The organism is Bradyrhizobium sp. P3_C3 (assembly GCF_056402655.1).
The window spans coordinates 25,056-48,719 of sequence record NZ_JBFUGY010000025.1; the positions used below are offsets into that span (position 1 = coordinate 25,056).

Annotated in this window: 20 protein-coding genes; 11 read left to right on the forward strand and 9 right to left on the reverse strand. The window is 65.8% G+C overall.

Going from position 1 to position 23,664, the window contains the following annotated elements; all coding sequences use genetic code 11:
- Positions 1 to 151 precede the first annotated feature (151 nt).
- The 6 genes from AC1DW2_RS25815 to AC1DW2_RS25840 all read right to left on the reverse strand — a co-directional run bounded on the left by AC1DW2_RS25815 (position 152) and on the right by AC1DW2_RS25840 (position 6,136).
- Complete coding sequence (locus tag AC1DW2_RS25815; protein ID WP_063981931.1) at positions 152 to 1,384, reverse strand: Zn-dependent hydrolase; 1,233 nt, start codon at positions 1,382 to 1,384, stop codon at positions 152 to 154.
- Positions 1,377 to 2,162 carry an ABC transporter ATP-binding protein gene (locus AC1DW2_RS25820; RefSeq protein ID WP_063981932.1) on the reverse strand — a complete coding sequence of 262 codons (786 nt, stop codon included), beginning with the start codon at positions 2,160 to 2,162 and terminating at the stop codon, positions 1,377 to 1,379. The genes AC1DW2_RS25815 and AC1DW2_RS25820 overlap by 8 nt, the downstream gene beginning before the upstream one ends.
- Complete coding sequence (locus tag AC1DW2_RS25825; protein WP_063981933.1) at positions 2,159 to 2,932, reverse strand: ABC transporter permease; 774 nt, start codon at positions 2,930 to 2,932, stop codon at positions 2,159 to 2,161. Before AC1DW2_RS25825 ends, AC1DW2_RS25820 begins: the two co-directional genes overlap by 4 nt.
- Positions 2,933 to 3,003: 71 nt before the next feature.
- Positions 3,004 to 3,948, reverse strand: coding sequence for an ABC transporter substrate-binding protein (locus tag AC1DW2_RS25830; protein WP_063981934.1), 945 nt, complete (start codon positions 3,946 to 3,948; stop codon positions 3,004 to 3,006).
- 104 nt (positions 3,949 to 4,052) lie between these two features.
- Complete coding sequence (gene hutC, locus AC1DW2_RS25835; protein WP_014493578.1) at positions 4,053 to 4,781, reverse strand: histidine utilization repressor; 729 nt, start codon at positions 4,779 to 4,781, stop codon at positions 4,053 to 4,055.
- The gene (locus AC1DW2_RS25840) at positions 4,778 to 6,136 is read right to left on the reverse strand and encodes a formimidoylglutamate deiminase (protein ID WP_063981935.1); all 1,359 of its coding nucleotides are present in this window, start codon (positions 6,134 to 6,136) and stop codon (positions 4,778 to 4,780) included. Before AC1DW2_RS25840 ends, hutC begins: the two co-directional genes overlap by 4 nt.
- Positions 6,137 to 6,218: 82 nt before the next feature.
- Between AC1DW2_RS25840 and hutI the strand changes: the two genes are divergently transcribed.
- From hutI to hutU, 3 genes are read left to right on the forward strand one after another with little or no spacing between them, the layout of a single operon-like run.
- Positions 6,219 to 7,433: an imidazolonepropionase gene (gene hutI / locus AC1DW2_RS25845; protein ID WP_063981936.1), complete on the forward strand. Its 1,215-nt coding sequence runs from the start codon at positions 6,219 to 6,221 to the stop codon at positions 7,431 to 7,433.
- Complete coding sequence (gene hutH, locus AC1DW2_RS25850; protein ID WP_063981937.1) at positions 7,430 to 8,989, forward strand: histidine ammonia-lyase; 1,560 nt, start codon at positions 7,430 to 7,432, stop codon at positions 8,987 to 8,989. The genes hutI and hutH overlap by 4 nt, the downstream gene beginning before the upstream one ends.
- 13 nt (positions 8,990 to 9,002) lie before the next feature.
- Positions 9,003 to 10,673 carry a urocanate hydratase gene (hutU, locus tag AC1DW2_RS25855; protein ID WP_063981938.1) on the forward strand — a complete coding sequence of 557 codons (1,671 nt, stop codon included), beginning with the start codon at positions 9,003 to 9,005 and terminating at the stop codon, positions 10,671 to 10,673.
- Here hutU and AC1DW2_RS25860 read toward each other — a convergent pair whose 3' ends face one another.
- On the reverse strand, positions 10,674 to 11,294 hold the full coding sequence (locus AC1DW2_RS25860) for a TetR/AcrR family transcriptional regulator (RefSeq protein WP_028170512.1): 621 nt from the start codon (positions 11,292 to 11,294) through the stop codon (positions 10,674 to 10,676). It abuts the gene before it with no gap.
- A gap of 257 nt (positions 11,295 to 11,551) precedes the next feature.
- Here AC1DW2_RS25860 and AC1DW2_RS25865 point away from each other — a divergent pair, with 257 nt between their 5' ends.
- Genes AC1DW2_RS25865 through AC1DW2_RS25900 form a run of 8 tightly spaced genes read left to right on the forward strand, consistent with a single transcriptional unit; the run spans position 11,552 to position 19,914 of the window.
- Positions 11,552 to 12,412 (forward strand): FAD binding domain-containing protein, encoded by an 861-nt coding sequence (locus AC1DW2_RS25865; protein ID WP_063981939.1) that lies wholly within the window; start codon positions 11,552 to 11,554, stop codon positions 12,410 to 12,412.
- Entirely contained in the window at positions 12,409 to 12,933 is a 525-nt protein-coding gene (locus AC1DW2_RS25870) for a (2Fe-2S)-binding protein (RefSeq protein WP_063981940.1), read from the forward strand. Before AC1DW2_RS25865 ends, AC1DW2_RS25870 begins: the two co-directional genes overlap by 4 nt.
- The gene (locus AC1DW2_RS25875; RefSeq protein WP_063981941.1) at positions 12,930 to 15,305 is read left to right on the forward strand and encodes a xanthine dehydrogenase family protein molybdopterin-binding subunit; all 2,376 of its coding nucleotides are present in this window, start codon (positions 12,930 to 12,932) and stop codon (positions 15,303 to 15,305) included. The genes AC1DW2_RS25870 and AC1DW2_RS25875 overlap by 4 nt, the downstream gene beginning before the upstream one ends.
- 22 nt (positions 15,306 to 15,327) lie before the next feature.
- Positions 15,328 to 16,569, forward strand: a complete 1,242-nt coding sequence (locus tag AC1DW2_RS25880; protein ID WP_063986203.1) for an ABC transporter substrate-binding protein — start codon at positions 15,328 to 15,330, stop codon at positions 16,567 to 16,569.
- Positions 16,570 to 16,579: 10 nt separating this feature from the next.
- Complete coding sequence (locus AC1DW2_RS25885) at positions 16,580 to 17,455, forward strand: branched-chain amino acid ABC transporter permease (protein WP_063981942.1); 876 nt, start codon at positions 16,580 to 16,582, stop codon at positions 17,453 to 17,455.
- Entirely contained in the window at positions 17,452 to 18,450 is a 999-nt protein-coding gene (locus AC1DW2_RS25890) for a branched-chain amino acid ABC transporter permease (RefSeq protein WP_063981943.1), read from the forward strand. The genes AC1DW2_RS25885 and AC1DW2_RS25890 overlap by 4 nt, the downstream gene beginning before the upstream one ends.
- Complete coding sequence (locus AC1DW2_RS25895; RefSeq protein WP_063981944.1) at positions 18,447 to 19,202, forward strand: ABC transporter ATP-binding protein; 756 nt, start codon at positions 18,447 to 18,449, stop codon at positions 19,200 to 19,202. The genes AC1DW2_RS25890 and AC1DW2_RS25895 overlap by 4 nt, the downstream gene beginning before the upstream one ends.
- The gene (locus AC1DW2_RS25900; protein ID WP_063981945.1) at positions 19,195 to 19,914 is read left to right on the forward strand and encodes an ABC transporter ATP-binding protein; all 720 of its coding nucleotides are present in this window, start codon (positions 19,195 to 19,197) and stop codon (positions 19,912 to 19,914) included. Before AC1DW2_RS25895 ends, AC1DW2_RS25900 begins: the two co-directional genes overlap by 8 nt.
- 27 nt (positions 19,915 to 19,941) lie before the next feature.
- On the opposite strand, the gene AC1DW2_RS25905 is transcribed toward AC1DW2_RS25900, so the two are convergent.
- On the reverse strand, positions 19,942 to 20,463 hold the full coding sequence (locus AC1DW2_RS25905) for a hypothetical protein (RefSeq protein WP_028152189.1): 522 nt from the start codon (positions 20,461 to 20,463) through the stop codon (positions 19,942 to 19,944).
- A 15-nt stretch (positions 20,464 to 20,478) separates the two neighbouring features.
- Positions 20,479 to 23,661, reverse strand: a complete 3,183-nt coding sequence (locus AC1DW2_RS25910) for a DUF6519 domain-containing protein (protein WP_477007435.1) — start codon at positions 23,659 to 23,661, stop codon at positions 20,479 to 20,481.
- Positions 23,662 to 23,664 lie beyond the last annotated feature (3 nt).

The following is a 23,664-nucleotide window of genomic DNA, read 5'->3' on the forward strand; positions in this document are numbered from 1 at the left end:
CTGCAACACGCGCTGTCATCGCCCGCGAAGGCGGACGACCCCAGCATTCCAGAGGCGGGTGTGGTTGAACGCTGCGCTTCGGCTATGCCGTGCCGATCACGAAGGGCAAGTACGACATCGTCCAGGAGTTCAGATGCGGCGGCACGTCGTTCTAACCACCGAGGAGCCGCCGGCAGGCGTCGACGAAGACCTGCGCGCCCGTGACGATGTCGGCGTCGGCGGTGTTCTCGGTCCAGTGGTGGCTGATGCCGCCGATCGACGGCACGAACAGCATGCCTGCGGGCATGACGGTCGCAAGCAACTGCGCGTCGTGGCCGGCGCCGCTGGGCATGCGGACGGACCGTCCACCGGCCAGGGCCTTGCTCGCGGCCTCGATTGCGTCCTGAATGCCGGGATTCATCATGGCGGGAGCACCGGTGCGCAGCTTCTCCACGGTGACGGCGCAAGGGCCCTTCGCGCTGGCCTCGTCAGCCATGGTCCGCAGCAATTGCTCCAGCCGCGAGATCACAGCCGGATCGTCGTCGCGGATCTGGAACAGCAATTCGGCCTTGCCCGGAATGATGCTCGGCGCGCCGGGATCGAGCGTCATGCGGCCGGTGGTCCAGACCGTGCGCGGGCCACAGGCGCCCGGGAACCGCTCGTCGATCGCGACGCAGAACTTGGCCAGCGCGAGGCCGGCGTCTTTCCGCGCCGCCATGCGGGTGGTGCCGGCATGGTTCTGCTCGCCGACGAAATTGATCTGGTACTGCCAGATGCCGACGATGGAGGTCACCACGCCGATCGAAAGCTTGCCGCTTTCGAGCGTGTCGCCCTGCTCGATATGCGCCTCCAGATATCCGACGTGGCGTCCCGGCTCGGCAGCGACGCGTGCGCGGCCCGAGAGCCCCATGTCGGCGAGTGCGTCGCGCATGGTGCGGCCGCTGGTGCGGTCGCGGGCGGCATCGATGTCGGCCTCGGTCACCTGTCCGACATAGGAGCGGGAGCCGAGGAAATGCCCAAAGTGTCCTTCCTCGTCGCACCAGGCGGCAACTTCGACCGCACCCTTCACGGACGGGTCGGCATTGAGCACGCGGGCCGCTTCGAGCGCATAGACGACGCCGAGAGGGCCATCGAGCCAGCCGGCGTAGTTCTGGCTCTCCAGGTGCGAGCCCGCCAGCAGCTTCGGCCCCTGCTTCGCGCTGCTGCCGAACACATTGCCGATGCCGTCGATCGCGGCGGTAAGGCCGGCGTCGGGCAGCTTCTGCACCAGCCAGTCGAGCGACTTCTTGTGCGGCTCGGAGAAGGTCGGCTTGTGCACGCCGGTCTTGTAGACGCCGATGGCACGGAGCGCATTGAGATCGGCGAGAACGCGTTGCCCATCGGCACGCGGCTTGGTGTCAGGCATGTTCGGCAACCTTCAGCGCCTCGGTGCGGATCTCCTCGACCAGCCGTTCCTTCAGCTGGACGAATTCGGGCGTGGTCTTGATCTTGTAGGAGCGCGGATGCGGCAGGTCCACATTGATCTCGGCCTTGATGCGGCCGGGGCGCGCGCTCATCACGATGACGCGGCTGCCGAGGAAGATGGCTTCCTCGATGTCGTGGGTGACGAACAGCACGGTCTTCTGGTCGCGCTCCCAGATTCCGAGCAGCATTTCCTGCATCAAGGCGCGGGTCTGGTTGTCGAGCGCGCCGAAGGGCTCGTCGAGCAGCAGAATCTTTGGATCGTTGGCGAGCGCGCGGGCGATCGCGGTGCGCTGCTGCATGCCGCCGGAGAGCTGCTTCGGCCAGTGGTTCTCGAAGCCGGACAACCCGACCTGGCGGATGAAGGCATCGGCGATCTTGTTGCGCTCCGCCTCGGGCACGCCGCGCTCGCGCAGGCCGAAGGCGATGTTCTCGCGCACGCTCAACCAGGGAAACAGTGTGTAGGACTGGAACACCATGCCGCGATCGGCTCCGGGGCCGGTCACCTCGCGCCCGTCGAGCGTGACGCGCCCGCTGGTCGGCCGGTCGAGACCGGCGACGATGCGAAGCAGCGTGGACTTGCCGCAGCCGGAGGGGCCGAGGATGGTGACGAAATCGTTGTTGCCGATGGTGAGGTCGGTCGGCTCCAGCGCCCTGGTCGGTGCGTTGCCGTGGCGCGCGGGGAAGGTTCGCGAGACCTGTTCGATCTTCAGCGTGGTCATGCGAGCCTCCACGGAAACAGCCAGGCGTTGAACGCCTTGAACATGAAGTCCGAGAGGAGACCGATCAGTCCGATCACGATGATGCCGAAGATGATCTGGCCGGTGTTGAGCAGCGCCTGGCTGTCGGTGATCATGTGGCCGATGCCCGATGACGAGCCAATCAGCTCGGCGACGATGACATAGGTCCAGGCCCAGCCCAGCACCAGCCGCAGAATCTCCGCGATCTCGGGTGCGGAGGAGGGCAGCAGCACCCGGCGGATGATGCCGCGGTCGCTGGCCCCGAGCGTATAGGCCGCCTCGACCAGATCGCGCCGCGTGGTGCCCACGGTTACGGCGATCATCAGGGTGATCTGGAACACCGCGCCGATGAAGATGACGAGCAGCTTCTGCAATTCGCCGATGCCGGCCCACAGGATCAACAGCGGGATAAAGGCCGAGGCAGGCAAATAGCGAGCAAAGGAGACGAACGGTTCGAGGAACGCTTCAACCGGCTTGTAGGCGCCCATCAGCACGCCGAGCGGAACCGCGATGATCGCAGCGAGCGCGAATCCGCCGACGACGCGCCAGATCGTCATGCCGATGTCGAACAGGAAGCCTTGCTTGGCGAGCAGGTCATAGCCTTCCTGCATCATGGTCAGCGGGTTGGCGAGAAAGGTCTTCGACACATGGCCGCCGAGCGTTGCCCACGACCAGAGGGCGACGAACAGCACGAAGAACGCGAGGCCGTAAGCCACGCGCTGCTTCGATGTCACGGGATCCAGGGGACGCATCAACGATCTATCCGGGCGGTGAACGAGTTTCCGGCCCCGCCGCGAGACGGGGCCGGCAGCTCCTCAAGGGTTTACTTGATGTAGCTCGCGTCGAAGAGGTCCTCGACCTTCGGCGCGGCCTTGATGATGCCGATCTCGAGCAGGAGGTCGGCGGCGTCCTTGTTGAAGGTCAGGAAATCGCCGGCAAAGAACTTCTGGTTCGCGGCCTTGTCCTGCCAGCGCAGATACTTTGCCGAGTTGCCGAACGCCTCGCCGGTCTGCTTCACGTCGGCACCCATGATCTCATAGGCCTTGGCCTGGTCCTTGGCGATCATGTCGAGCGCCTCGAAATAGCTGTCGGCGAGCGCCTTGGCAGCCTTCGGGTTCTCGGTGAGGAACTTCGGCGTGCAGCCAAAGGTGTCCATGACCATCGGATAGTCGAGCGTGGTCGCGATGATCTTGCCCTTGTCGGGCGCGGCCCGAACCGTCGACAGATACGGCTCATAGGTCATGGCGGCGTCGTTCTGGCCGGAGACGAAGGCCTGCGCGGCCGCCGCGGGCTCGAGGTTCACGACGGTGACGTCCTTCACCGAGAGCCCGTTCTTCTTCAGCATCCAAGCCAGCGCGAAATAGGGCGAGGTGCCGGGCGCGGAAGCCGCGACGGTCTTGCCCTTGAGGTCCTTGATCGATGCGAGATCGTTGCGCACGGCCATGCCGTCGGCACCGTAGCTCTTGTCGAGCTGGAAGATCTGTTTGGTCGCAACGCCATTGGCGTTCCACGAGATCCAGGTCTCGACGGTCGTGGCAGCGCACTGGACGTCGCCGGAGGCGATCGCGAGGTGGCGGTCCTTCTGCGGGATCTTCTTGATCGTCACGTCAAGACCGTTCTTCTTGAAGATGCCGGCCTCCTTCGCCAGCGTGAGCGGCGCGAAGCCGGTCCATCCGGAGATGCCGATGCCGACCTTGACGTCGTCGGCGAGCGCGGGAGTGGAGGCCGTAAGGGCAATGATTGTCGCAAATACCTTTGAACTACGCATGATTGTCGTCCTCTTGCCGATCGATGGTTTGACGTCCTGTTGATCATTCGGTCCTGATGGACCGTTGCCCGAAGCGTTGCACGATTTGTGCCGACATCGTTCTCTCAGCCTCCCTTGAATCGGGCGACAAGGCGGTGAGAGTCACCGGGATAGAGCAGGCGCACTGCGGTGATGGTGCGCGCGCTGCGCCAGGTATAACGGTCGATCACGAGGCAAGGCGCGCCGACGGCGATGTCGAGCGCCTCCGCCGTGCGATCGTCCGCAACGATGGCGCTGATCGTATGCTCGGCTTCCGTCCATGGGACATGATGAAGCAGCCACGAGCCGGGCGGCTCGCGCGAGAAATCCGCGGTCGCTGCATCCGGCACGGAGGATAGATCGATCAGTCGGTCCTCGACGGCAAACGGCACCTTGTCGGCGCTGTGCCGGCAGGTGATCGCAACGACCTTGCCGGCCTTCTTGACACCAAGACGCTCGCGGTCGGCGGCGGTCGCCGCACGCAGCTTGCGCCCGATCAGCTCGTAGCCGTAGCCGCGGCCAAGCGCGGTGATCTCGGCGCGAATGTCTGCGATCTTCAGCACCGCCGACAGATGCTGCGGCCGGCGTACGAAGGAGCCGGCGCGCCGCCGCCGTTCGATCAGGTCTGCCTGCGCGAGCTCCGACAGCGCCTTGTTCACCGTCATGCGCGAGCAGCCGTAACGTGCGACCAATTCGTGCTCGAACGGGATGCGATGCCCGGGCGGCCATTCGCCGGTCAGGATGCGCTTCTCGATATCGGCGCGGATGCGCTTGTAGAGCGTCGGCTGGTCGGCGGCATCGGTGGCCAGGCTCATACGACAAGCCTCCGCATCGCCGCGTTGAAGCGTTCGCGCGCGGTCTGTCGCAGTCTGTGTCGTCCGCCTTCGACGACCTTGTGGCCGCCGGCCCAGACGCAATCGATCGCGCCGGTCCCTCCGGAAAAAATCCAACCGTCGATGGCGGCGTCGCGCAAACGTCCCGCGAGCGACGGATGTGCGGTGTCGAGCGTGACGATGTCGGCGCGTGCGCCGGGCCCGAGGCCAGCCGCCGCCTGTGCCAGCGCGCGTGCACCGCCGGCGAGCGCATGATCGAACAGCGTACGTCCCGTCGAGCGGCCTGCGCCGCCGGAGAGCACGTTGCGCTCGCGATGCTTGAGACGCTGGCCATATTCGAGCTGGCGCAGCTCGTCGGCTGCGCCGACCAGCACGTTGGAGTCGGTGCCCACACCGAACGCGCCGCCAGCACCGACGAATTCGCGCGCGGGAAAGATGCCGTCGCCGAGACTGGCCTCGGTGATGGGGCAGAGACCCGCCACCGCACCGGTCTTTGCGAACGCGGTGACTTCCTCATCCGTCGTATGGGTCGCGTGGATGAGGCACCAGCGTTGATCGAGCGGCGCGTGCTCCAGCAGCCATTGCACCGGCCGTCGTCCCGACCAGGCCAGGCAATCCTCGACTTCCTTCACCTGCTCGGCGGCATGGATATGCACCGGCCCGCCATCGGCGAGCGGAATGATCGCCGCGAGCTCGTCCGGCGTCACCGCACGCAGGCTGTGCGGCGCGATGCCGATATTGGCGCCCGGCAATCTGCTGATCGCCTTGCGCGATGCTGCCATCAGCGCGGCGAACTGATCGACCGAACAGATGAAGCGGCGTTGTCCAGCATGCGGTGCGGCGCCGCCGAAGGAGCCATGCGCATAAAAACTCGGCAGCAGCGTCAGCGCAATGCCGGAAGCTTCGGCGGCCTGTGCAATGCGGGCAGCCATTTCCGCGAGGTCGGCATAAGGGGAGCCGTCGCGATCGTGGTGGAGGTAGTGGAATTCGCCGACGCGGGTAAAGCCCTGTTCGAGCATCTCGACATACAGCAGCGTCGCAACGGCGGCGACATCGTCCGGCGTCATCGTCAGCGCGAAGCGATACATCGTGTCGCGCCAGGTCCAGAACGTATCGGTGCTATCGCCGCGCAGTTCGGCCAGCCCCGCCATGCCGCGCTGGAATGCGTGGCTGTGCAGGGTCGCCAACCCCGGAAGCGCAATTCCATGACGCTCGTCGCCGGCGGCCGGCGCCACGCCCGGCGTCACCTCGGCGATCGCGCCGGCGGTGATCACCATCTGCACGTCATTGGCCCAGCCCGAAGGCAGGAGCGCGGAGGCGAAATGCAGTCGGGTCATGATTACACGCCGGCTGGACAGAACCGCCCCACGATTATATGTCTAGACATATAAGTCAAGCATCCCACGAAGGGACCATTGCATGGCAGAGCGCTTCGACCGGATCTGGCACAACGCCCGGCTCGCCACGATGCGGGCCGACCGTCCCGATCTCGGCGAGATTGAGCATGGCGTGATCGCCACGCGCGGCGGCCATATCGCTTATGCGGGCGCTGCGGCGGATTTCCCTGGTGATGCGGATGCGATCAAGCGGATCGATTGCGAGGGGCGCTGGATCACGCCCGGCCTCGTCGATTGCCATACCCATCTCGTCTACGGCGGCAACCGCGCGCATGAATTCGAGCTGCGCTTGAAGGGCGCAAGCTACGAGGAAATCGCGCGCGCCGGTGGCGGCATTGTCTCGACAGTCGCCGCGACCCGCAAGGCGAGCGAGGCCGAGCTCGTTGCAAGCGCGCTGCCGCGGCTCGATGCGCTGATCGGTGAGGGCGTCACCACCATCGAGATCAAGTCCGGTTACGGCCTCGATACCGAGACCGAGATGCGGCAGCTCTCAGCGGCGCGCATTCTCGGTCGTCAACGACCGGTTGCGATCCGCACATCCGCTCTCGGGGCGCATGCGCTGCCTGTGGAGGCCGGCGGTGACAAGGATCGCTACATCGATCTCGTGTGTCATGAGATGCTGCCGGCCGTCGCAAAGGCCGGTCTTGCCGATGCCGTCGATGCCTTCATGGAAGGTATCGCGTTCTCGGCCGGGCAGACCGCGCGGGTGTTCGAGACGGCGAGGGGGCTTGGGCTGCCGGTCAAGCTCCATGCCGACCAGCTGTCGAACCTCGGCGGCGCTGCGCTCGCCGCAAAATTCTCGGCGCTCTCCGCCGATCATCTCGAGCACACCGACGAGGCTGGCGCCGCCGCAATGGCGAAGGCCGGAACTGTCGCCGTGCTGCTGCCCGGCGCCTTCTATTTCATCCGCGAGACGCAGAAGCCGCCGGTCGAGGCGTTCCGCAGGCACGGCGTCCACATGGCGCTCGCGACCGACTGCAATCCCGGCAGCTCGCCGCTGACATCGCTCCTGCTCACGATGAACATGGGCGCGACGCTGTTCCGGATGACGGTGGCTGAATGCCTCGCTGGTGTTACCCGCGAAGGCGCGCGTGCGCTCGGCGTGCTCAGTGAAACCGGCACGCTGGAAGCCGGGAAGTGGTGCGATCTCGCGATCTGGGACATCGAGCGGCCCGCCGAGCTCGTCTACCGCATCGGCTTCAATCCGCTGCGCCGCCGGGTGTGGAGGGGACAGTGACGGAGCAGGGCCCAGCGATCGTCGTCAAGCCGGGAACGGTCAGCCTCGACGATCTCGCGCGCGTGCTCAAGGGACAATCCGTCGTACTCGATCCGTCATTCTGGCCGCGCGTCGAGGCGGCCGCTGAGATCGTCGCAAAGGCAGCACACGCCGCCGCGCCGGTCTACGGCATCAATACCGGTTTTGGAAAACTGGCCTCGAAGCGCATTCCGCCCGACCAGACCGCGCTGCTCCAGCGCAATCTCATCGTCTCGCATTGCTGCGGCGTCGGCCCGGCCACGCCGGAGCCGATCGTCCGGTTGATGATGGCGCTGAAGATCGTTTCGCTTGGGCGTGGTGCCTCCGGCGTCCGCCGCGAGGTGATCGAGCAGTTGCAGGCCATGCTGGCGCAGGACGTCTATCCGCTGGTGCCGCAGCAGGGCTCGGTCGGCGCCTCCGGCGATCTTGCGCCGCTCGCGCACATGACGGCGGTGATGATCGGCGAGGGGCAGGCGATCGTCGATGGCAAGACTGTCTCCGGCCGTGAGGCACTCGCCGTCGCCGGCCTTGCGCCGCTGACGCTGGGCCCCAAGGAGGGGCTCGCGCTGATCAACGGCACGCAGTTCTCGACCGCCTACGCTATCTCCGGCGTGCTGCGCGCGTTTCGCCTGGCTCGCGCCGCGCTCGTCACCGGCGCGCTGTCGGTCGATGCGGCAATGGCCTCGACGGCGCCGTTCCGCCCCGAGATTCAGGCGTTGCGCGGTCACGCCGGACAGATGGCTGCCGCCGCGACGTTGACCGCGTTGCTCGACGGCAGCGATATCAGGTTGTCGCATCTCGAAGGTGACGAGCGCGTGCAGGATCCCTATTGCCTGCGGTGCCAGCCGCAGGTCGCGGGGGCTGCGCTCGACCTGCTCACGCAGGCCGCGCGCACGCTGATCGTCGAGGCCAATGCCGTCACCGACAATCCGCTCGTTCTGGTCGAGACCGGCGAGATCGTCTCCGGCGGCAACTTCCACGCCGAGCCGGTCGCCTTTGCCGCCGATACGATCGCGCTGGCGCTGTCGGAAATCGGTGCGATCAGCGAGCGGCGCATCGCGACGCTGGTCGATCCCGCGCTCAATTTCGGTCTGCCGCCGTTTCTGACGCCCGACCCCGGCATCAATTCCGGCTTCATGATCGCCGAGGTCACGGCTGCCGCACTGTACGCCGAGAACAAGCAGCGTGCGGCTGCCTGCTCGATCGACTCGACTCCGACCAGCGCCAACCAGGAAGACCATGTTTCGATGGCCGCGCACGCCGCGCGTCGCCTCTCGGATATGGCCGACAATCTCGCCGCCATCCTCGGCATCGAGCTTCTGGTTGCCGCGCAGGGAATCACGCTGCGCGCGCCGCATGCGACCAGCGCCCCACTCGTTGCCGTCATCGCTGCGCTTCGCGAGCATGTGCGCGCGCTCGCCGCCGACCGCTACATGGCCGGCGATCTCGCCAGGGCGGCTGCGTTGATCGAAGCCGATGCGCTACCGGCCCTGGCGATCGCGGCGCTTCCAACCGATCCGTTCCCGAGACTTGACTAAAGAGGTGCTCCGCATGAACCGCCGACTGGACAATGACCGCACCATCCGCGCCCCCCGCGGCAGCGACATCAGCGCCAAGAGCTGGCTGACGGAAGCGCCCCTGCGCATGCTGATGAACAATCTCGATCCTGATGTCGCGGAGCGTCCGAGCGAGCTCGTCGTCTATGGCGGCATTGGCCGCGCCGCGCGCGACTGGGAGAGCTTTGACCGCATCACGGCGGCCTTGCGCAAGCTCGAGAATGACGAGACACTGCTGGTCCAGTCCGGCAAGCCGGTCGGCGTGTTCCGTACCCATGCCGATGCCCCGCGCGTCCTGATTGCGAACTCCAACATCGTGCCGCATTGGGCGACGCTCGATCATTTCAACGAGCTCGATCGCAAGGGCCTGATGATGTACGGCCAGATGACCGCAGGTTCCTGGATCTATATCGGCAGCCAGGGCATCGTGCAGGGCACCTACGAGACCTTCGTCGAGGTCGGCCGGCGCCACTATGGCGGCAGCCTCGCAGGAAGATGGATTCTCACCGCCGGCCTCGGCGGCATGGGCGGCGCGCAGCCGCTGGCCGCGACGATGGCGGGCGCCTCGATGCTCGCGGTCGAATGCCAGCCGAGCCGCATCGAGATGCGACTGCGTACCGGCTACCTCGATCGGCAGGCCGCGACGCTCGACGAGGCGCTGGCGATCATGGAAGAGGCCGCAAAGACGAAGAAGGCGGTATCGGTGGGCCTGCTCGGGAATGCCGCCGAGATTTTCCCCGAACTCGTGCGCCGCGGCGTCAAGCCCGACATCGTGACCGACCAGACCAGCGCGCACGATCCGATCAACGGCTACTTGCCAAAGGGCTGGACGCTCGCCGATTGGGAAGCCAAGCGCGCCTCCGATCCGAAGGCGGTCGAGCGCGCCTCAAAATCGTCGATGGTCGAGCACGTCCAGGCCATGCTGGATTTCCATGCGCAAGGCATTCCGACGCTCGACTACGGCAACAACATTCGCCAGATGGCGCAGGACATGGGCCTGAAGAACGCCTTCGATTTCCCGGGCTTCGTTCCCGCCTATATCCGTCCCTTGTTCTGCCGCGGTGTGGGGCCGTTCCGCTGGGCTGCGCTGTCGGGCGATCCCGAGGACATCTTCAAGACCGATGCGAAGGTCAAGGAGCTGATGCCTGACGACAAGCATCTGCACAACTGGCTCGACATGGCCAGGGAACGCATCAAGTTCCAGGGCCTCCCGGCGCGGATCTGTTGGGTCGGCCTCGGCGACCGAGATCGCCTGGGCCTTGCCTTCAACGAGATGGTGGCACGTGGCGAATTGAAGGCGCCGATCGTGATCGGCCGCGATCATCTCGACAGCGGCTCGGTGGCGAGCCCCAACCGCGAGACCGAGGCGATGAAGGACGGATCGGACGCTGTGTCCGACTGGCCGCTGCTCAACGCACTGCTCAATTGCGCCAGCGGCGCGACCTGGGTCTCGCTGCACCATGGCGGCGGCGTCGGCATCGGCTACTCGCAGCATGCCGGCATGGTGATCGTCGCCGACGGCACGCCGGAAGCCGCGAAGCGCATTGAGCGCGTGCTGTGGAATGATCCCGCCAGCGGCGTCATGCGCCACGCTGATGCGGGCTATGAGACCGCGATCGATTGTGCCCGCGACAAGGGGCTCGATCTGCCGAGCCTCGCGAGGTAACTAGCCGCTCACCAGCAGCTTCGGCATCGTCATCTTCGCGCCGTCCATGAAGGTCTGGACGGCGTCGCGGACGATCGCGTCGAGATCGGGCGGGATCGGCGTCTCGTAGATGAACTTGCGGATGGCGAGATAGAAGATGCGGCCGTGCAGGCCCCAGAACAGCTCGGTCTCGCGTTCGCTGAGCGGATGGGATTTCGCGTCGGGCAGCTTCAGATCGTGGCGCAGCTCGGCCGCCGCGGGCTCGATGATCTCGCGGCGGACAATGTCGAGATAACGGCCGGTGATGCCGAACGACTTCATGCCGGAGAAGACGAAGATCCGCACCCAATTGTACTCGAACACGCGTTCGACATAGTCGAGATAGAAGCGCGTCAGCCGCGCCTCGAGCGGCAAGGTTCGGTCGCGGATCATCGGCCCCCAATCCGGCGACCAGCGGCTGAGATAGACCTCCTGGTAGACCCGCTCGATCAGCGCCTCCTTGCTCGGGAAGTGGCGATAGATCGCCGAATGCGTGATGCCCATGCGTTTGGCGAGCTCGCGGGTCTGGCCCTCGAAGCCATGCTCGGCGAAGAAGCGGATCGCCTCGTCCACGATCGCGCGCTCGCGATCGGCCGCACGCATGTTGCGGCGCTTTGGCGCGGACTTGCTGCCTGTGTCCGTCCGCTTCCGGACCGGTCGCTTCGCTGGTTTCTGCGCTTTTCGGGCCATTTCGTCGCTGTTTAGCAATCTCCGGCTGCCTTCTTAGCCCAAAGGTGCATTTGTGACCAAATGGTCATTTCCTGTTGACCGCCTCCCGGCGGCGTGTCAGGATTTTGAGACCAGATGGTTACAAATCTGGCATCCCGGCTGATGAGCCGACGGATATCGAGGAAACGGCGGTGAAGGCGAGGGCTTTCAGCTATTTTCGTGCTGCGACGATCGACCAGGCGCTGGATGCTCATGCCCGCGCCGGCGATGACGCGCGCTTCATTGCCGGGGGCCAGAGCCTCGTGCCGGCGTTATCGCTGCGGCTACAAGCGCCGCGGTTGCTGATCGACATCACCCATATTGGCGAGTTGCGCGGCGTCCGGCGCGAAGGCGCCTATTTGCGTATCGGCGCGCTGACGCGGCACTGCGAGATGCTGAGCGAGCCGCTAATCGCCGAATTCGCGCCGCTGCTGCATGCTGCTGCGCCTTTTGTCGCCCATCCCGCGATCCGCAACCGCGGCACCATTGGCGGCAGCGTCGCGCTCGCCGATCCTGCCTCCGAATTCCCGGCGATGACCCTGGCGCTCGATGCCGAGATCGAGATCGCCGGCCCTTCCGGCAGCCGGCGTGTGAAAGCCGACGACTTCTTCGTCGAGCTGTTCGAGACCGCATTGCAACCCGGTGAGCTGATCACCGCGATCTACGTTCCGCTGTTCAAAGCCGATCAGCGTTTTGCGTTCGACGAGCTGGCGCGCCGGCGCGGGGACTATGCTCTGGTCGGATGCGGCATGCTTGCGACTTTCACAGCCGAACGCATCGACGACATCCGCATTTCCTTCTTCTCGGTCGGCAATACACCGACGCGGGTGAAGGGCGCTGAGGCAACTCTGATCGGCTCGAACCTGGATCCTGAACGTATCGCCGCCGCGCAAGCGGCGCTCGAAGGCGATCTCGCCCCACCCGACAGCGACGAGGTGCCGCCGGCGATGCGGCTGCATCTCGCCCGCGTGCTGCTCGGCCGCCTGCTCGGACGTCTGGGTGAGGGCGCATGAGCGGTTTTGACGAAACCCTGCTGGATGACGCGGGCGAGACCGTGCGGGTCCGCTTCGTCGTCAATGGCCGCAAGGTCGCCTGCGAGGTGGCGCCGCGCGAGACGCTGGTCGATTGCCTGCGCAACGCGCTCGAACTGACCGGCACGCATGCGGGCTGCGAGATGGGGGCCTGCGGCGCCTGCCTGGTGCAGCTCGACGGCCGCGCTGTGCACTCCTGCCTGATCTTTGCAGTGCAGGCCGATGGCGCCAAGATCAATACCATCGAAGGTCTTGCCGAGAGCGGCGTGATTGCCGATCTCCAGGCCGAATTCCATCGCCGCAACGCGCTGCAATGCGGCTTCTGCACGCCGGGCATGCTGGTCAATGCCCATGAACTGCTCTCGCAGGTGGCGCGGCCCAGCCGCGACGAAATCCGCGACGCGCTGTCGGGCAATTACTGCCGCTGCACCGGCTATGAAGCGATCGTCGATGCGATCGACGCCGTGGCGAAAGCACGCAGCGAAGACGGGGGTCCGGCATGACCGCGCCGCTGACCTCGCTCGACCGTCCCAACTCCTATATCGGCCGGTCCGTGCCGCGGCCGAACGCCAAGCGGCTGCTTGCCGGGCGCGGACGCTATATCAGCGATCTCAAGCTGCCGCGCATGCTCTATGCCGCGTTCCTGCGCAGTCCGCATGCGCACGCGAAGATCGTCGCCATCAATACCGAGCAAGCGCGCGCGCTCGAAGGGGTGCATCTCGTTGCCACCGGCGAGGACCTCGCAAGGATCTGCACTCCCTGGACCGGCACGCTCGACCACTTCAAGGGCATGACGTCGACTCCGCAATTGCCGCTGCCGCTCGACCGCGTGGTGTGGGCCGGGCAGGCTGTGGTGGCCGTCGTCGCCGAGAGCCGGGCGATTGCGGAAGATGCGCTGGAGCTGATCGAGATCGATTACGAGGACCTCCCCGTCGTCGTCGATATCGACAGTGCGCGCGAGGTTGGTGGCCCGCTGATCAATCCGGGGACCGCAAATAACACCTGCTTCCGCAGCCAGCTCGACAACGGCACAGTCGACGAGGCATTTGCGCAGGCCGCCCACGTGGTGGAAGAAGAGTTCTCCTTCGGCCGCCATACCGCGGTGACGCTGGAGCCGCGCGCCATCGTCGCCGACTACGACCCGGCCGCCGGCGCACTCACCGTGCATCACGCGACGCAGACGCCCTACCAGTTCCAGGATCTCTATTCGCGCCACTATGGCATCCCCGAGGCCCGTGTTCGCGTGATCGCGACAGATATCGGCGGCTCCTTCGGGATGAAGCTGCATGTCTATCACGAGGACATGGCGGTGGTCGGTCTCTCGATCTTGCTCGGCCGTCCTGTCAAATACGTCGCCGACCGCATCGAGTCCTTTGTCTCCGACATCCACGCCCGCGATCATCGCGTCCGCGCCCGCATGGCGCTCGATGCCAAGGGCGAGATTCTGGCGATAGACGTGCTGGACCTAACCGCGATCGGCGCGTTCTCGACCTATCCGCGCACCAGCGTGGTCGAGGGCAACCAGGTGATCCGCCTGATCGGCGCGCCCTATCGTTTCAAGAACTATCGCGCCACGCTGGAGGTGATCTTCCAGAACAAGGTGCAGACCAGCCAGTATCGCGCCGTCGGCCATCCCATCGCCTGCGCCGTCACCGAGCGGTTGGTTGACATGGCGGCGGTCAAGGTTGGCCTCGATCCCTTCGCCATCCGCGCGCAGAACGTTATCGCTGACGATGCCTATCCGCAGACTTCGCCGACCGGCTATCGCTTCGAGGCGCTGTCGCATCAGGCCTGCCTGAAGCGCCTACACGAGATGATGGGTTATGAGGCGTTGCGCGCCGAGCAGGCCGATTTACGCAAGCGCGGCATCTATCGCGGCATCGGCATTGCGGCCTTCGTCGAGATCACCAATCCCAGCCCGGCCTTCTACGGCGTCGGCGGTGCGCGCATCTCGTCGCAGGACGGCGCGATCCTCAGCCTGACGCCGTCGGGCGAGGTCCGCTGCCTGATCTCGGTCACCGAGCAGGGGCAGGGCACCGAGGCGATCATCAGCCAGATTGTGGCCGATCAGCTCGGCCTTGCGCAGGAACACGTCAAGGTCATCACGGGAGATACCGAGGTGACGCCGCATGGCGGCGCCACCTGGGCCTGCCGTGGCGCCGGCATCGGCGGCGAGACCGCGCTGCAGGCCACGCGCGTGCTCAAGCGCAATATTCTGGAGATTGCCGCGCTCATTCTTCAGGAGCAGCCGTCGGCACTCGACATCATCGATGGCGAGGTCGTCGACGCCGTGACCCGGAACCAGCGGTTGCCGATCTCCGAGATCGCGCGGATCGCCTATTTCCGCTCCGACACCTTGCCGCCCGGTACGCAGGCGCAGCTCACCGTCAGCCATCATTTCGCGCCACAAGGCTATCCCTTTGCCTTCACCAACGGCATCCAGGGCTGTTCGCTGGAGGTCGATGTCGAGACCGGCTTCGTCAAAGTGCTGAAGCACTTCATCGTCGAGGATTGCGGCCGCGTCATCAATCCGATGCTGGTGGACGAGCAGCTTCGCGGCGGCATCGTGCAGGGGCTGGGTGCGGCGCTGTTCGAGGAATGCCGCTACGGCGAGACCGGGCAGCTCATGAACGGCTCGCTCGCCGACTACCTCGTTCCGATGCCGATGGAGATGCCCGACATCGTCATCGGCCACGTCGAGACGCCGACCGCCGACACCGTGCTCGGAGCCAAGGGGGTCGGCGAGGCCGGCACGGCGGCGGCCTCCGCCTGTGTGCTCAACGCCGTCAACGACGCGCTCGCGCCGTTCGACGCCTCGATCAATTCGATTCCGATCACGCCCATAAAAGTCCTGAAAGCCCTGAAACGTTTCTAAAAAAAGACAGTTGGAGGAAATCATGCCCAAATCCGGTTCGACCTCGACAATATCCCGCCGCACTGCGCTCGCAGGCCTCTCCGCCGGCGCAGCCCTGCTCGCCATGCCGCGGCTCGGCCGCGCCGCGGACGAGACGATTCGCATTGGCTTCCCGACGCCGCTGACCGGACCGTTCGCCGCTGAGGCGCGCGATCAGGTCAAATGCGCCGAACTCGCCGTCAAGCTCGTCAACGACAAGGGCGGCATCGGCGGCCGTAAGGTCGAGCTCCTGGTGCGTGACGACAAGCTCAATGCCGGCGAGGCCGCGACCCGGACGCTGGAGCTGATCGAGAAGGACAAGGTCCACGCCGTGGTGGGCGCGCTTTCCAGCGCGGTGCAGCTCGCCGTCAACGAGGTGACCCGCGCCCGCGGCGTGATCTACGTCTCGATCAGCCAGTCCGACACGATCAACGAGGCCAAGGATTTCAGCAAATACACCTTCCATGAGGCGCTGAACCCGCACATGACGACCGCTGCCGTGGCGCGGCAGACCCTGAAGAAGGGCATGAAGGTCGCCCATCTCGCGGCCGACTATGCGTACGGCCACGAGATGCTGCGTGGCTTCAAGCGCGCGCAGGCGGCGACCGGCGCTGATAACGTTGGCGAGATCCTGCATCCGTTCGGCGCGGCCGACTACTCCACGTTCATGCCGCGCCTGATGTCGATGCGGCCGGACGTGCTCTGCATCTCCAATTTCGGCCGCGACCAGGCCAACGCGATCAAGCAGGCGGTGGATTTCGGCGTCAAGCAGCAGATGAAGATCGTCGTACCCGTCATCCTGCACAACCAGCGCCTCGCGGTCGGCCCCGACGTGTTCGAGGGCGTGGTCGGCGGCGCCAATTACTATTGGGGCCTGGAGCCGCAGAGCAAATCGGCGGCCGCTTTCAACGCGGCGTTCAAGGCTGCCAATGGTGGTGCGATCCCGACCGACTACGGCGCCTACGGCTATTCCGGCGTCGGTTCGCTGCTGGCGGCCATGCAGGCCGCCGGAGGCACCGACACCGACAAGGTCATCGATGCTCTCGAGAAGCTGCAATATGACTTGACCAAGGGCCCGCAGCATTACCGCAAATGCGACCACCAGTCGGTGCAGTCGGTGCTGGTGCTGGAGTCCAAGAAGAAGTCCGCGATGGCGAACGACAACGATTTGTTTGCGATTCTCGCCAACGATTCGGGTTCCGACGATATGCTGCGCAGCTGCAGCGAGCTCGGTCACGCGACCTGAAGCCTGGCCGATGGACCTGTCGCTGATCATCATGCAGCTTCTTTCCGGGATCGCCCTTGGGGCGGTCCTGGTGATCACTGCGCTTGGACTGACGATCGTGTTCGGCATGCTCGGGGTGGTGAATTTCGCCCATGGCGCGCTGTTCATGATCGGGGCCTATGCGGGGCTGTATCTGGCATCGCTCACCGGCAGCTTCTGGTGGGGATTGCTGCTCGCTCCTATCCTGATCGGCGCCTTCGGCATGCTGATCGAGCTCGTCCTGATCCGCAGGCTCTATGGACGCTCGATCGACGATCCGCTGCTGCTCACCTTCGGCCTCAGCTACATCCTGGTCGAGGGTGTGCGCATCGTGTTCGGCAGCGACGGCATTCCGTTTCCGACCCCGCCGCAGCTGATCGGCGTGCTCGATCTCGGCATCGGCTTCTTCCCGCGCTATCGCCTTTTCGTCATCGCGCTGGTGGCGGTGGTGCTGCTGGTGCTCTGGCTGGCGCTGGAGAAGACCCGCATCGGCCTCATTGTGCGCGCGGGCGCCCGCGATCCCACCATCATGCAGGTGCTCGGCGTTGATATCGGCCGGGTCTGGCTTGCGATTTTTGGCCTTGGCGTCGGACTTGCCGCGCTCGGTGGTGTGCTCGCGGGTCCCATGCGCAGCGTCAATCCGGAGATGGGCTCGCTGGTACTGGCGGAGGCCTTCGTCGTGACCGTGATCGGCGGGCTCGGCTCGATCGTCGGCGCGGTCGTCGCCGGCCTCATGGTCGGCATCTCCATCAGCCTTGTGGCGCTGTTCGCACCCGAAATGGCGACCATCGTGATGTTCGCGCTGATGGCGATTGTGCTGCTGATCCGGCCGCAAGGCCTGTTCGGCGTGAGAGGGAGGACCGCGTGACATCACCATCGAGCGGCGAAGCGGTCGCCAAGCCCTCGTCCCGCGGGCTCGGCTGGCTTCTCGAGCAGCGCGTCCTGCTCTCCATCGCGGTGCTGGCCGTGCTGCCATGGCTGCTGCCGTCCCAGGCGCTGGCCGTCAACGTCCTGATCTACGGCGTCGTGGTGATGGGCTACAATCTGCTGTTCGGCTACACTGGGCTGCTGTCGTTCGGGCAGGCGGCGTTCTTCGGCGCGGGCGCCTATTTCACCGGCATTGCGATCGGCCGCTACGGCGTGCCCTGGTTCGCCGCGGTGCCGATCGCCGTCCTCCTGAGCACCGGCCTTGCCGCCGCAATCGGCATCGTCTCGACGCGCACCCGCGGCATCTATTTCTCCATGGTGACGCTGGCGCTGGCCCAGCTGGTCTACTACGTCGCGCTGCAGGCCTCGTCCTTCACGGGCGGCGAGAACGGCCTGCGCGGCTTCACCGTCGACCGCATCAGCCTGTTCGGCTTCCCCGTCAATTTCCTTGACCCCGTCAACAAATATTACGTGCTGATGGCCTTCGCGGCGCTCGCGATGTGGTTCCAGTTGCGAATCCTGAACTCGCCGTTCGGTGCCGTCATCGAGGCCATCCGCGAAAACGAGCAGCGGGCGCGGGCGTGCGGCTATGACGTCGAGCGCAGCAAGCTGATCGTGTTCATGCTGTCGGGTGCGATCTCCTCGCTTGGCGGCTGCATGCTGGCGCTGCACCTGTCGATCGTACCGCTCGACCTTTTGCACTACCAGACATCGGGCATGATCGTGATGATGGTGCTGCTTGGCGGCGCGCGCAGCTTCTTCGGGCCCTTCGTCGGGGCTGCGAGCTTCCTGATCCTGGAGGATGTCATCTCGCTTTGGACGCCGCATTGGCAGATTTTTGTCGGCGCGATCTTCGTGCTGTTCGTGCTGTTCCTGCCCAAGGGGATCTGGGGAACGCTGCTCGACACGCTCGGCATCGGAAAGGCGCGGCCATGAGCGGCGAACTGCTTCGCGTCGAGGGGGTCGGCAAGCGTTTTGGCGGCTTCGTCGCGCTCGAAGACATTACCGTGTCCTTTGCGGCGGGACAGCTCACCTCGATCATCGGGCCGAACGGCGCTGGCAAGAGCACCTTCTTCAACATCCTCTCCGGCGCGCTGCCCCCGACGTCGGGCACGCTGCACTTCAGGGGACGCGAGCTGAACGGCCTTCCGCAGCACCGCTTCGTGCATCAGGGCATCTCGCGCTCCTACCAGATCACCAACATCTTTCCGGATTTGTCCGTGCACGAGAATGTGCGCGTGGCGGCGCAGGCGCTGACCGTGAGCTACGACATCTGGCGCAACCGCGCCCGGCTGACGGAGCTGAATGCGCGCGCCGATGCGGCGCTTGAGGCGGTCGGACTGCTCGGCAAGCGCGCCGAATTGGCAAAATTCCTCTCGCACGGCCAGCAGCGCGCGCTGGAGATCGCGATCGCGCTGGTCTCCGAGCCCGAGCTGCTCCTGCTCGACGAGCCCACCGCCGGCATGGGGCCGGAAGAAACCAAGGACATGGTCGCGCTGCTCGAACGGCTCGCGGAGAAGCGCACGGTGCTGCTGGTCGAGCACAAGATGAAGATGGTGCTCGGCCTGTCCAAGCGTGTCGTGGTGCTGCATCACGGCCGTCTGCTGGCGGACGGCGCGCCCGACGAGATCAGGAGCAACCCGGAAGTCCGACGGGTTTACCTCGGACAGAGTGAGGGCTATGGCTGAGACCGCGCTGCTCGAAATCGATGATCTCCACGCCTGGTATGGCGCAAGCCATATCCTGCACGGCATTTCCCTGCACGTGAAGGAGGGCGAGGTGGTCGCTCTCGTCGGCCGCAACGGCGCCGGCAAGACCACGACCTTGCGCTCGATGATGGGTCTGATGCCGAAGGCGACCGGCCGCGTGCGCTTTGCGGGCAGGGAGCTGCTGCCGCTCCGCGCTCATCAGCGCTTCCATCTCGGTTTGGCCTATGTGCCGGAGGAGCGCCGCATCGTTCCCGGTCTCTCCGTGCGCGAGAACTTGCGGCTCGGCCTGGTCGCGGCCGGAAGCGAGATCGAGGAGCGCGCCGCGATCGACGAGATCGCCGAAACCTTTCCGCGCCTGAAGGAACGCCTCGATCAGGAGGGCGTCACGCTTTCGGGCGGCGAGCAACAGATGCTCGCGATCGCCCGCGCGCTGATCGCAAAGCCCAAGATGATCCTGCTCGACGAGCCCTCGGAAGGCATCATGCCCGTCCTGGTCGAGGAGATGGGCGTGCTGTTCCGCCGCCTGCGCGACGAGGGCAAGACACTGCTGCTGGTCGAGCAGAACGTCGAATGGGCCCTCCGGCTGGCCGACCGCGCGGTGATCATCGACCAGGGCGAGGTCGTGCATCAAAGCAGCGCCGCGGCGCTGCTGGCGGACAAGGACATCCAGGAGCGCTACTGCGCGGTGTGACGGCTCCGAGGGCCGCACGCGAGCAGGTCATCCAAGCAGCTTGCCGAGTTCGTTGAGCTTTGCGATCGCGGCCTTGCCGACCTCAGTGATGTTCTTTTCCGCGCGTGCGGCAAGCTCGCGATCGGCCTCGAAGCCTTTCCTGACGGCATTGACGCTTTCGCGGATCTGGCCGCCCACATTGGGGTCGCCGATCGCTTTCTTCACCGCGCCGTCGTCGAAGGCCTTGACGGTCTGCTCCTGATCCGCGAGCCGCGCGTTGCTGCCGGCTGCGGTCTCCTCGAGCGCGAGGCCGAGCGCCTCATCCAGGAGTTCGTGCAAGGCTGTGAGCGGACCCTCGGTGGCGGAGCTTGTGGTGCTGACCTTGAAGCCCGGCGTATCCGGCACGAACAGCACAGTGCCGCGCGCGAGCCTGTTCAGATCGGCATGCGGATTGGCCTCCTGCAAGGCTTTCAGCGCAGCCTCGCTGCGAACCTGACTTAGATTGGCATGCAGCAGCTTCTCGCTGACAGCCTTGAGTTTTGTCTCGTCTCCAACGATGAAGGTGCGCATCGAAATCTCCGCGGATTAGCCGATCACGTTGAGTGGCGCCCACGGCGTGTTGGCAATGCCGCCGGGGATGATGATGTTGCTGGTTGTGATGTTGCCGATCACGGTCACTGCCCGCGCGCCGGTGAGGCGGATCGAGCTTTCGCCGCCGCGCACCCGGTTCGTGCTGATGATGGCGACCGCGCTCTCCAGCGAAACGGCGACGCTTCTGCTGCCGGATTCCACCCGGTTGTCGTTGAACAGGCATTCCTGGCCGGCCACGATCAGAACGGCGGGGGCTGGCCCGCGCGCGGACAGCATGTTGCCGATGATGCCGGCGCGCGCGCCCTCGGTGTCGTTGGCGGCAAGGCTTGCCCTGACGAACGCATAGTCGGCGCCAAGCGCGAGGATCCGCCCGTCGCCGAGCCGGATCGCGATCTTGTCGCCGGCTTGTCCGAACGGCACCTTCGGATTGACCTCTGCCGTGGTGAGCGCGAACCAGTTGCCGTCTGAATTGTCCACGCCTGCCGTGAGGTCGCGCTGCACGCTGTTGTGATTGACCTCGATCTGGGTCTGCGGCGCGCGCAGCATGATGCCGGCGCTGGTGCCGACAAACCCCTTGGCGGGCGCGACCTCGACGATCTCGTTGCCGCCCACGCGCGGGCGGTTGACGCCGAAGGTGACGACGCCGGCGCGCAGTGCGGACTTGACCGCCGTCAGGCCGATCGCGCGAACCAGATTGCCCGCAATCGTCGCGCTGTCAGCGCGGATCACCTCGATGCCGACCACGGTGCCGTTCTCGCTCTCGGTGACCGGTTCGATGTTGCGGATGTGGTTATTCTCGATCGAGACGGCTGCGGCGTCGGTCGCGCCGCCGAGCATGATCCCGGCGCCGCAGGCGTCGATCGCGTTGAGCTTGATGATCAGGTCCTGTGCTCCGGCAATCACCTTGATTCCGGCCGTGCCGAAGCCGTGGATCTGGTTGGCGAGGATATGCGCAGTGGCGGTGCTGCGGCGGTCGAGCCCGGGGATCAGCCCGATGCCGACGTGATCGCCGGGCGACCAGTTGCGCAGCTGGTTGCGCTCGATCCACAGCCCCGCCGCGGCACAGGCGATGCCGTTGGCCGTGACGTTGCAACTGTTGCCGTCGATAGCCAGCGAGGCGCCGGGAAGCGCAAGGCCCTGCGCGGCGATGGCGGTGTCGGTGCAGCCGATGATCTCGTTGTGCGCAATCCGTGTGGCGAGCAGATGCAGCACCTCGTCGGCGAAGGCGATCGCGCCGCGCTGGCACAGAAGGACGTTCTCCTCGATCGTCACCGCGGCCGTCAGCAGGAAGCCGGCACCGTTCTCCACGCCCTTGAGGGCGCCGCCCGCAATCGCAACCGGCGCGAAGATCGCGTTCTCGGCGAGCTTCGCACCGCCAACCACACCGCGCAGCACCACCGCCGGGAGCTGTGCATTCTCGGTGCCGAGTGCCGCGATGGCGAGACGGGTCAGGCCGAGGCCGATGCAGGTCGAGACGTCGATGGTGGGGTCGCGTGCGAGCGAAAGGATCGCGAGGTCCTCGATTGCGATCGCAAAAGAGTCCTGGATGGTGAAGGCGCCGGTCGGCGCCACCAGCAGCGTTGCCGGGCCCTTGCCGGCGATGCGGACCGATTTCGCCTGGTTGATCGCCACGGCCTCTTTGAGCACGTAACGGCCGGGGCCGAGGCAGATGGTGCCGCCGGTCTCGCGCACCTTGTTGACGGCGTCCTGGATGGTGAAGCTGCCGCTCTCGTGCTGCTCGACCGTGACACAGGCCGTGCAGGCACAGTCGTGGCCTTCGCCTTTCGGCGGCCACGGGTGGCGGCAGTCGGTGACACTCTTGGCGCCGACATCCCAGATGCCGAGCCGTGCATAATGGTGATGGATGCCGCGCGGCGGAGCGCGGTCGAGCAACTCGACGCTGGCATCCGCCGTGCGCGCGGCGAAGGCCCACCAGTCGCCGGCACGACAGCCCGCAGCCCCGGTCGAATCGAAGCTCACTGTGACGCCGTCCTCGAGCAGGACTGTCGTGCCCGCGGCGGGCACCTTGATCACGCCGGTCGATCCGGCGGCATCGAGATCGCCGATCTGCACCGGCGTGCCGCTGGCATCGGTCCGGAACACCTTTCCCTTCTGATCCCAGCGGCGCACTCGCAAATTGGTCTGCTTCGGCCAATCGCTGTTGGGGAATCCCGGCGGCAGCATCAGGGCCGGCAGTGCCGGTGTGAAGCTGATGCGGCGGGTCGCCTCGGTGACGGTGATGCGGCGCATCTCGCCGGCCTTCTGCGAGAACTCTCTGGGGTCGTCGATGATCTCGACCCAGTCGCCGGTGTTGAAACGCAGCACGTCGTCGCGCCCGAGACTGTCGAGCTCGAGTTCGGTGGCCGAGATCATGCTGGCGACGCGCGAGCCGACGCTGGCATTTTCGCGCGACCATTTGAAGGTCGCAGTGCCGCCGGGCTGGCCGGGGTCGTGGATCTCGACCCGGTAGAGCTGGTTCTCGAGGCCGCGGAAGCCGCCGGTCGGCGGCAGCTCGCAGGGGTCGGTCACCGGAGCTGCGTCGAACGTGCCTGTCGTAAGCACGCCGGTCGATGGCGCGATCACTGTGGTCCAACCCGGCATGTCCTCGTCGGGCGTCGCGCAGCTGGTGTTGGCGCCGGCATCGGTGTCGAGCACGCGCACCTGCCACACCGTCTGGAGCCGCGAGCTGGTCTCGACGCCGACGGCGATCTCGACCAGTTCCGGCCGCTCGAGCCAGGTCAGCTCGCGATTCCAGACGTCGAGATAGACGAGATGACGGCCGGCGGTCGGCAGTGGCGGCCGCACCTTGGCCGGCAGATAGGGCTGGGTCTCATAGGTCAACTTGTCGGTGAAGACTGTCTCGGCCATGAGATCGTCGAACAGGCGCTTGCCGGGATCGGCAAGGCCGTGGTTCTCCGCGAGCAGACCGTCGACATAGAGCCGCCCCTTGCCGATCTCGAGCGTATTGCCGGCAACGCCGAGCTTGAATGCATCCGGGGTCGTCGAGGACACCGTATCGCGGTCGAGAATGTCGCTGGCGAGTGCACGCAGCCTGCGATCGAGGATCGCCATCAGCTCGTTGGCGTCGCCGTCCAGCAGCACCGCGCCCTGTTTCAGCTCCACGCCGGCGAAGTCGAGCAGCGGGTCGAGACGAACGCGTGAGAAGTCGGCACCCATGAT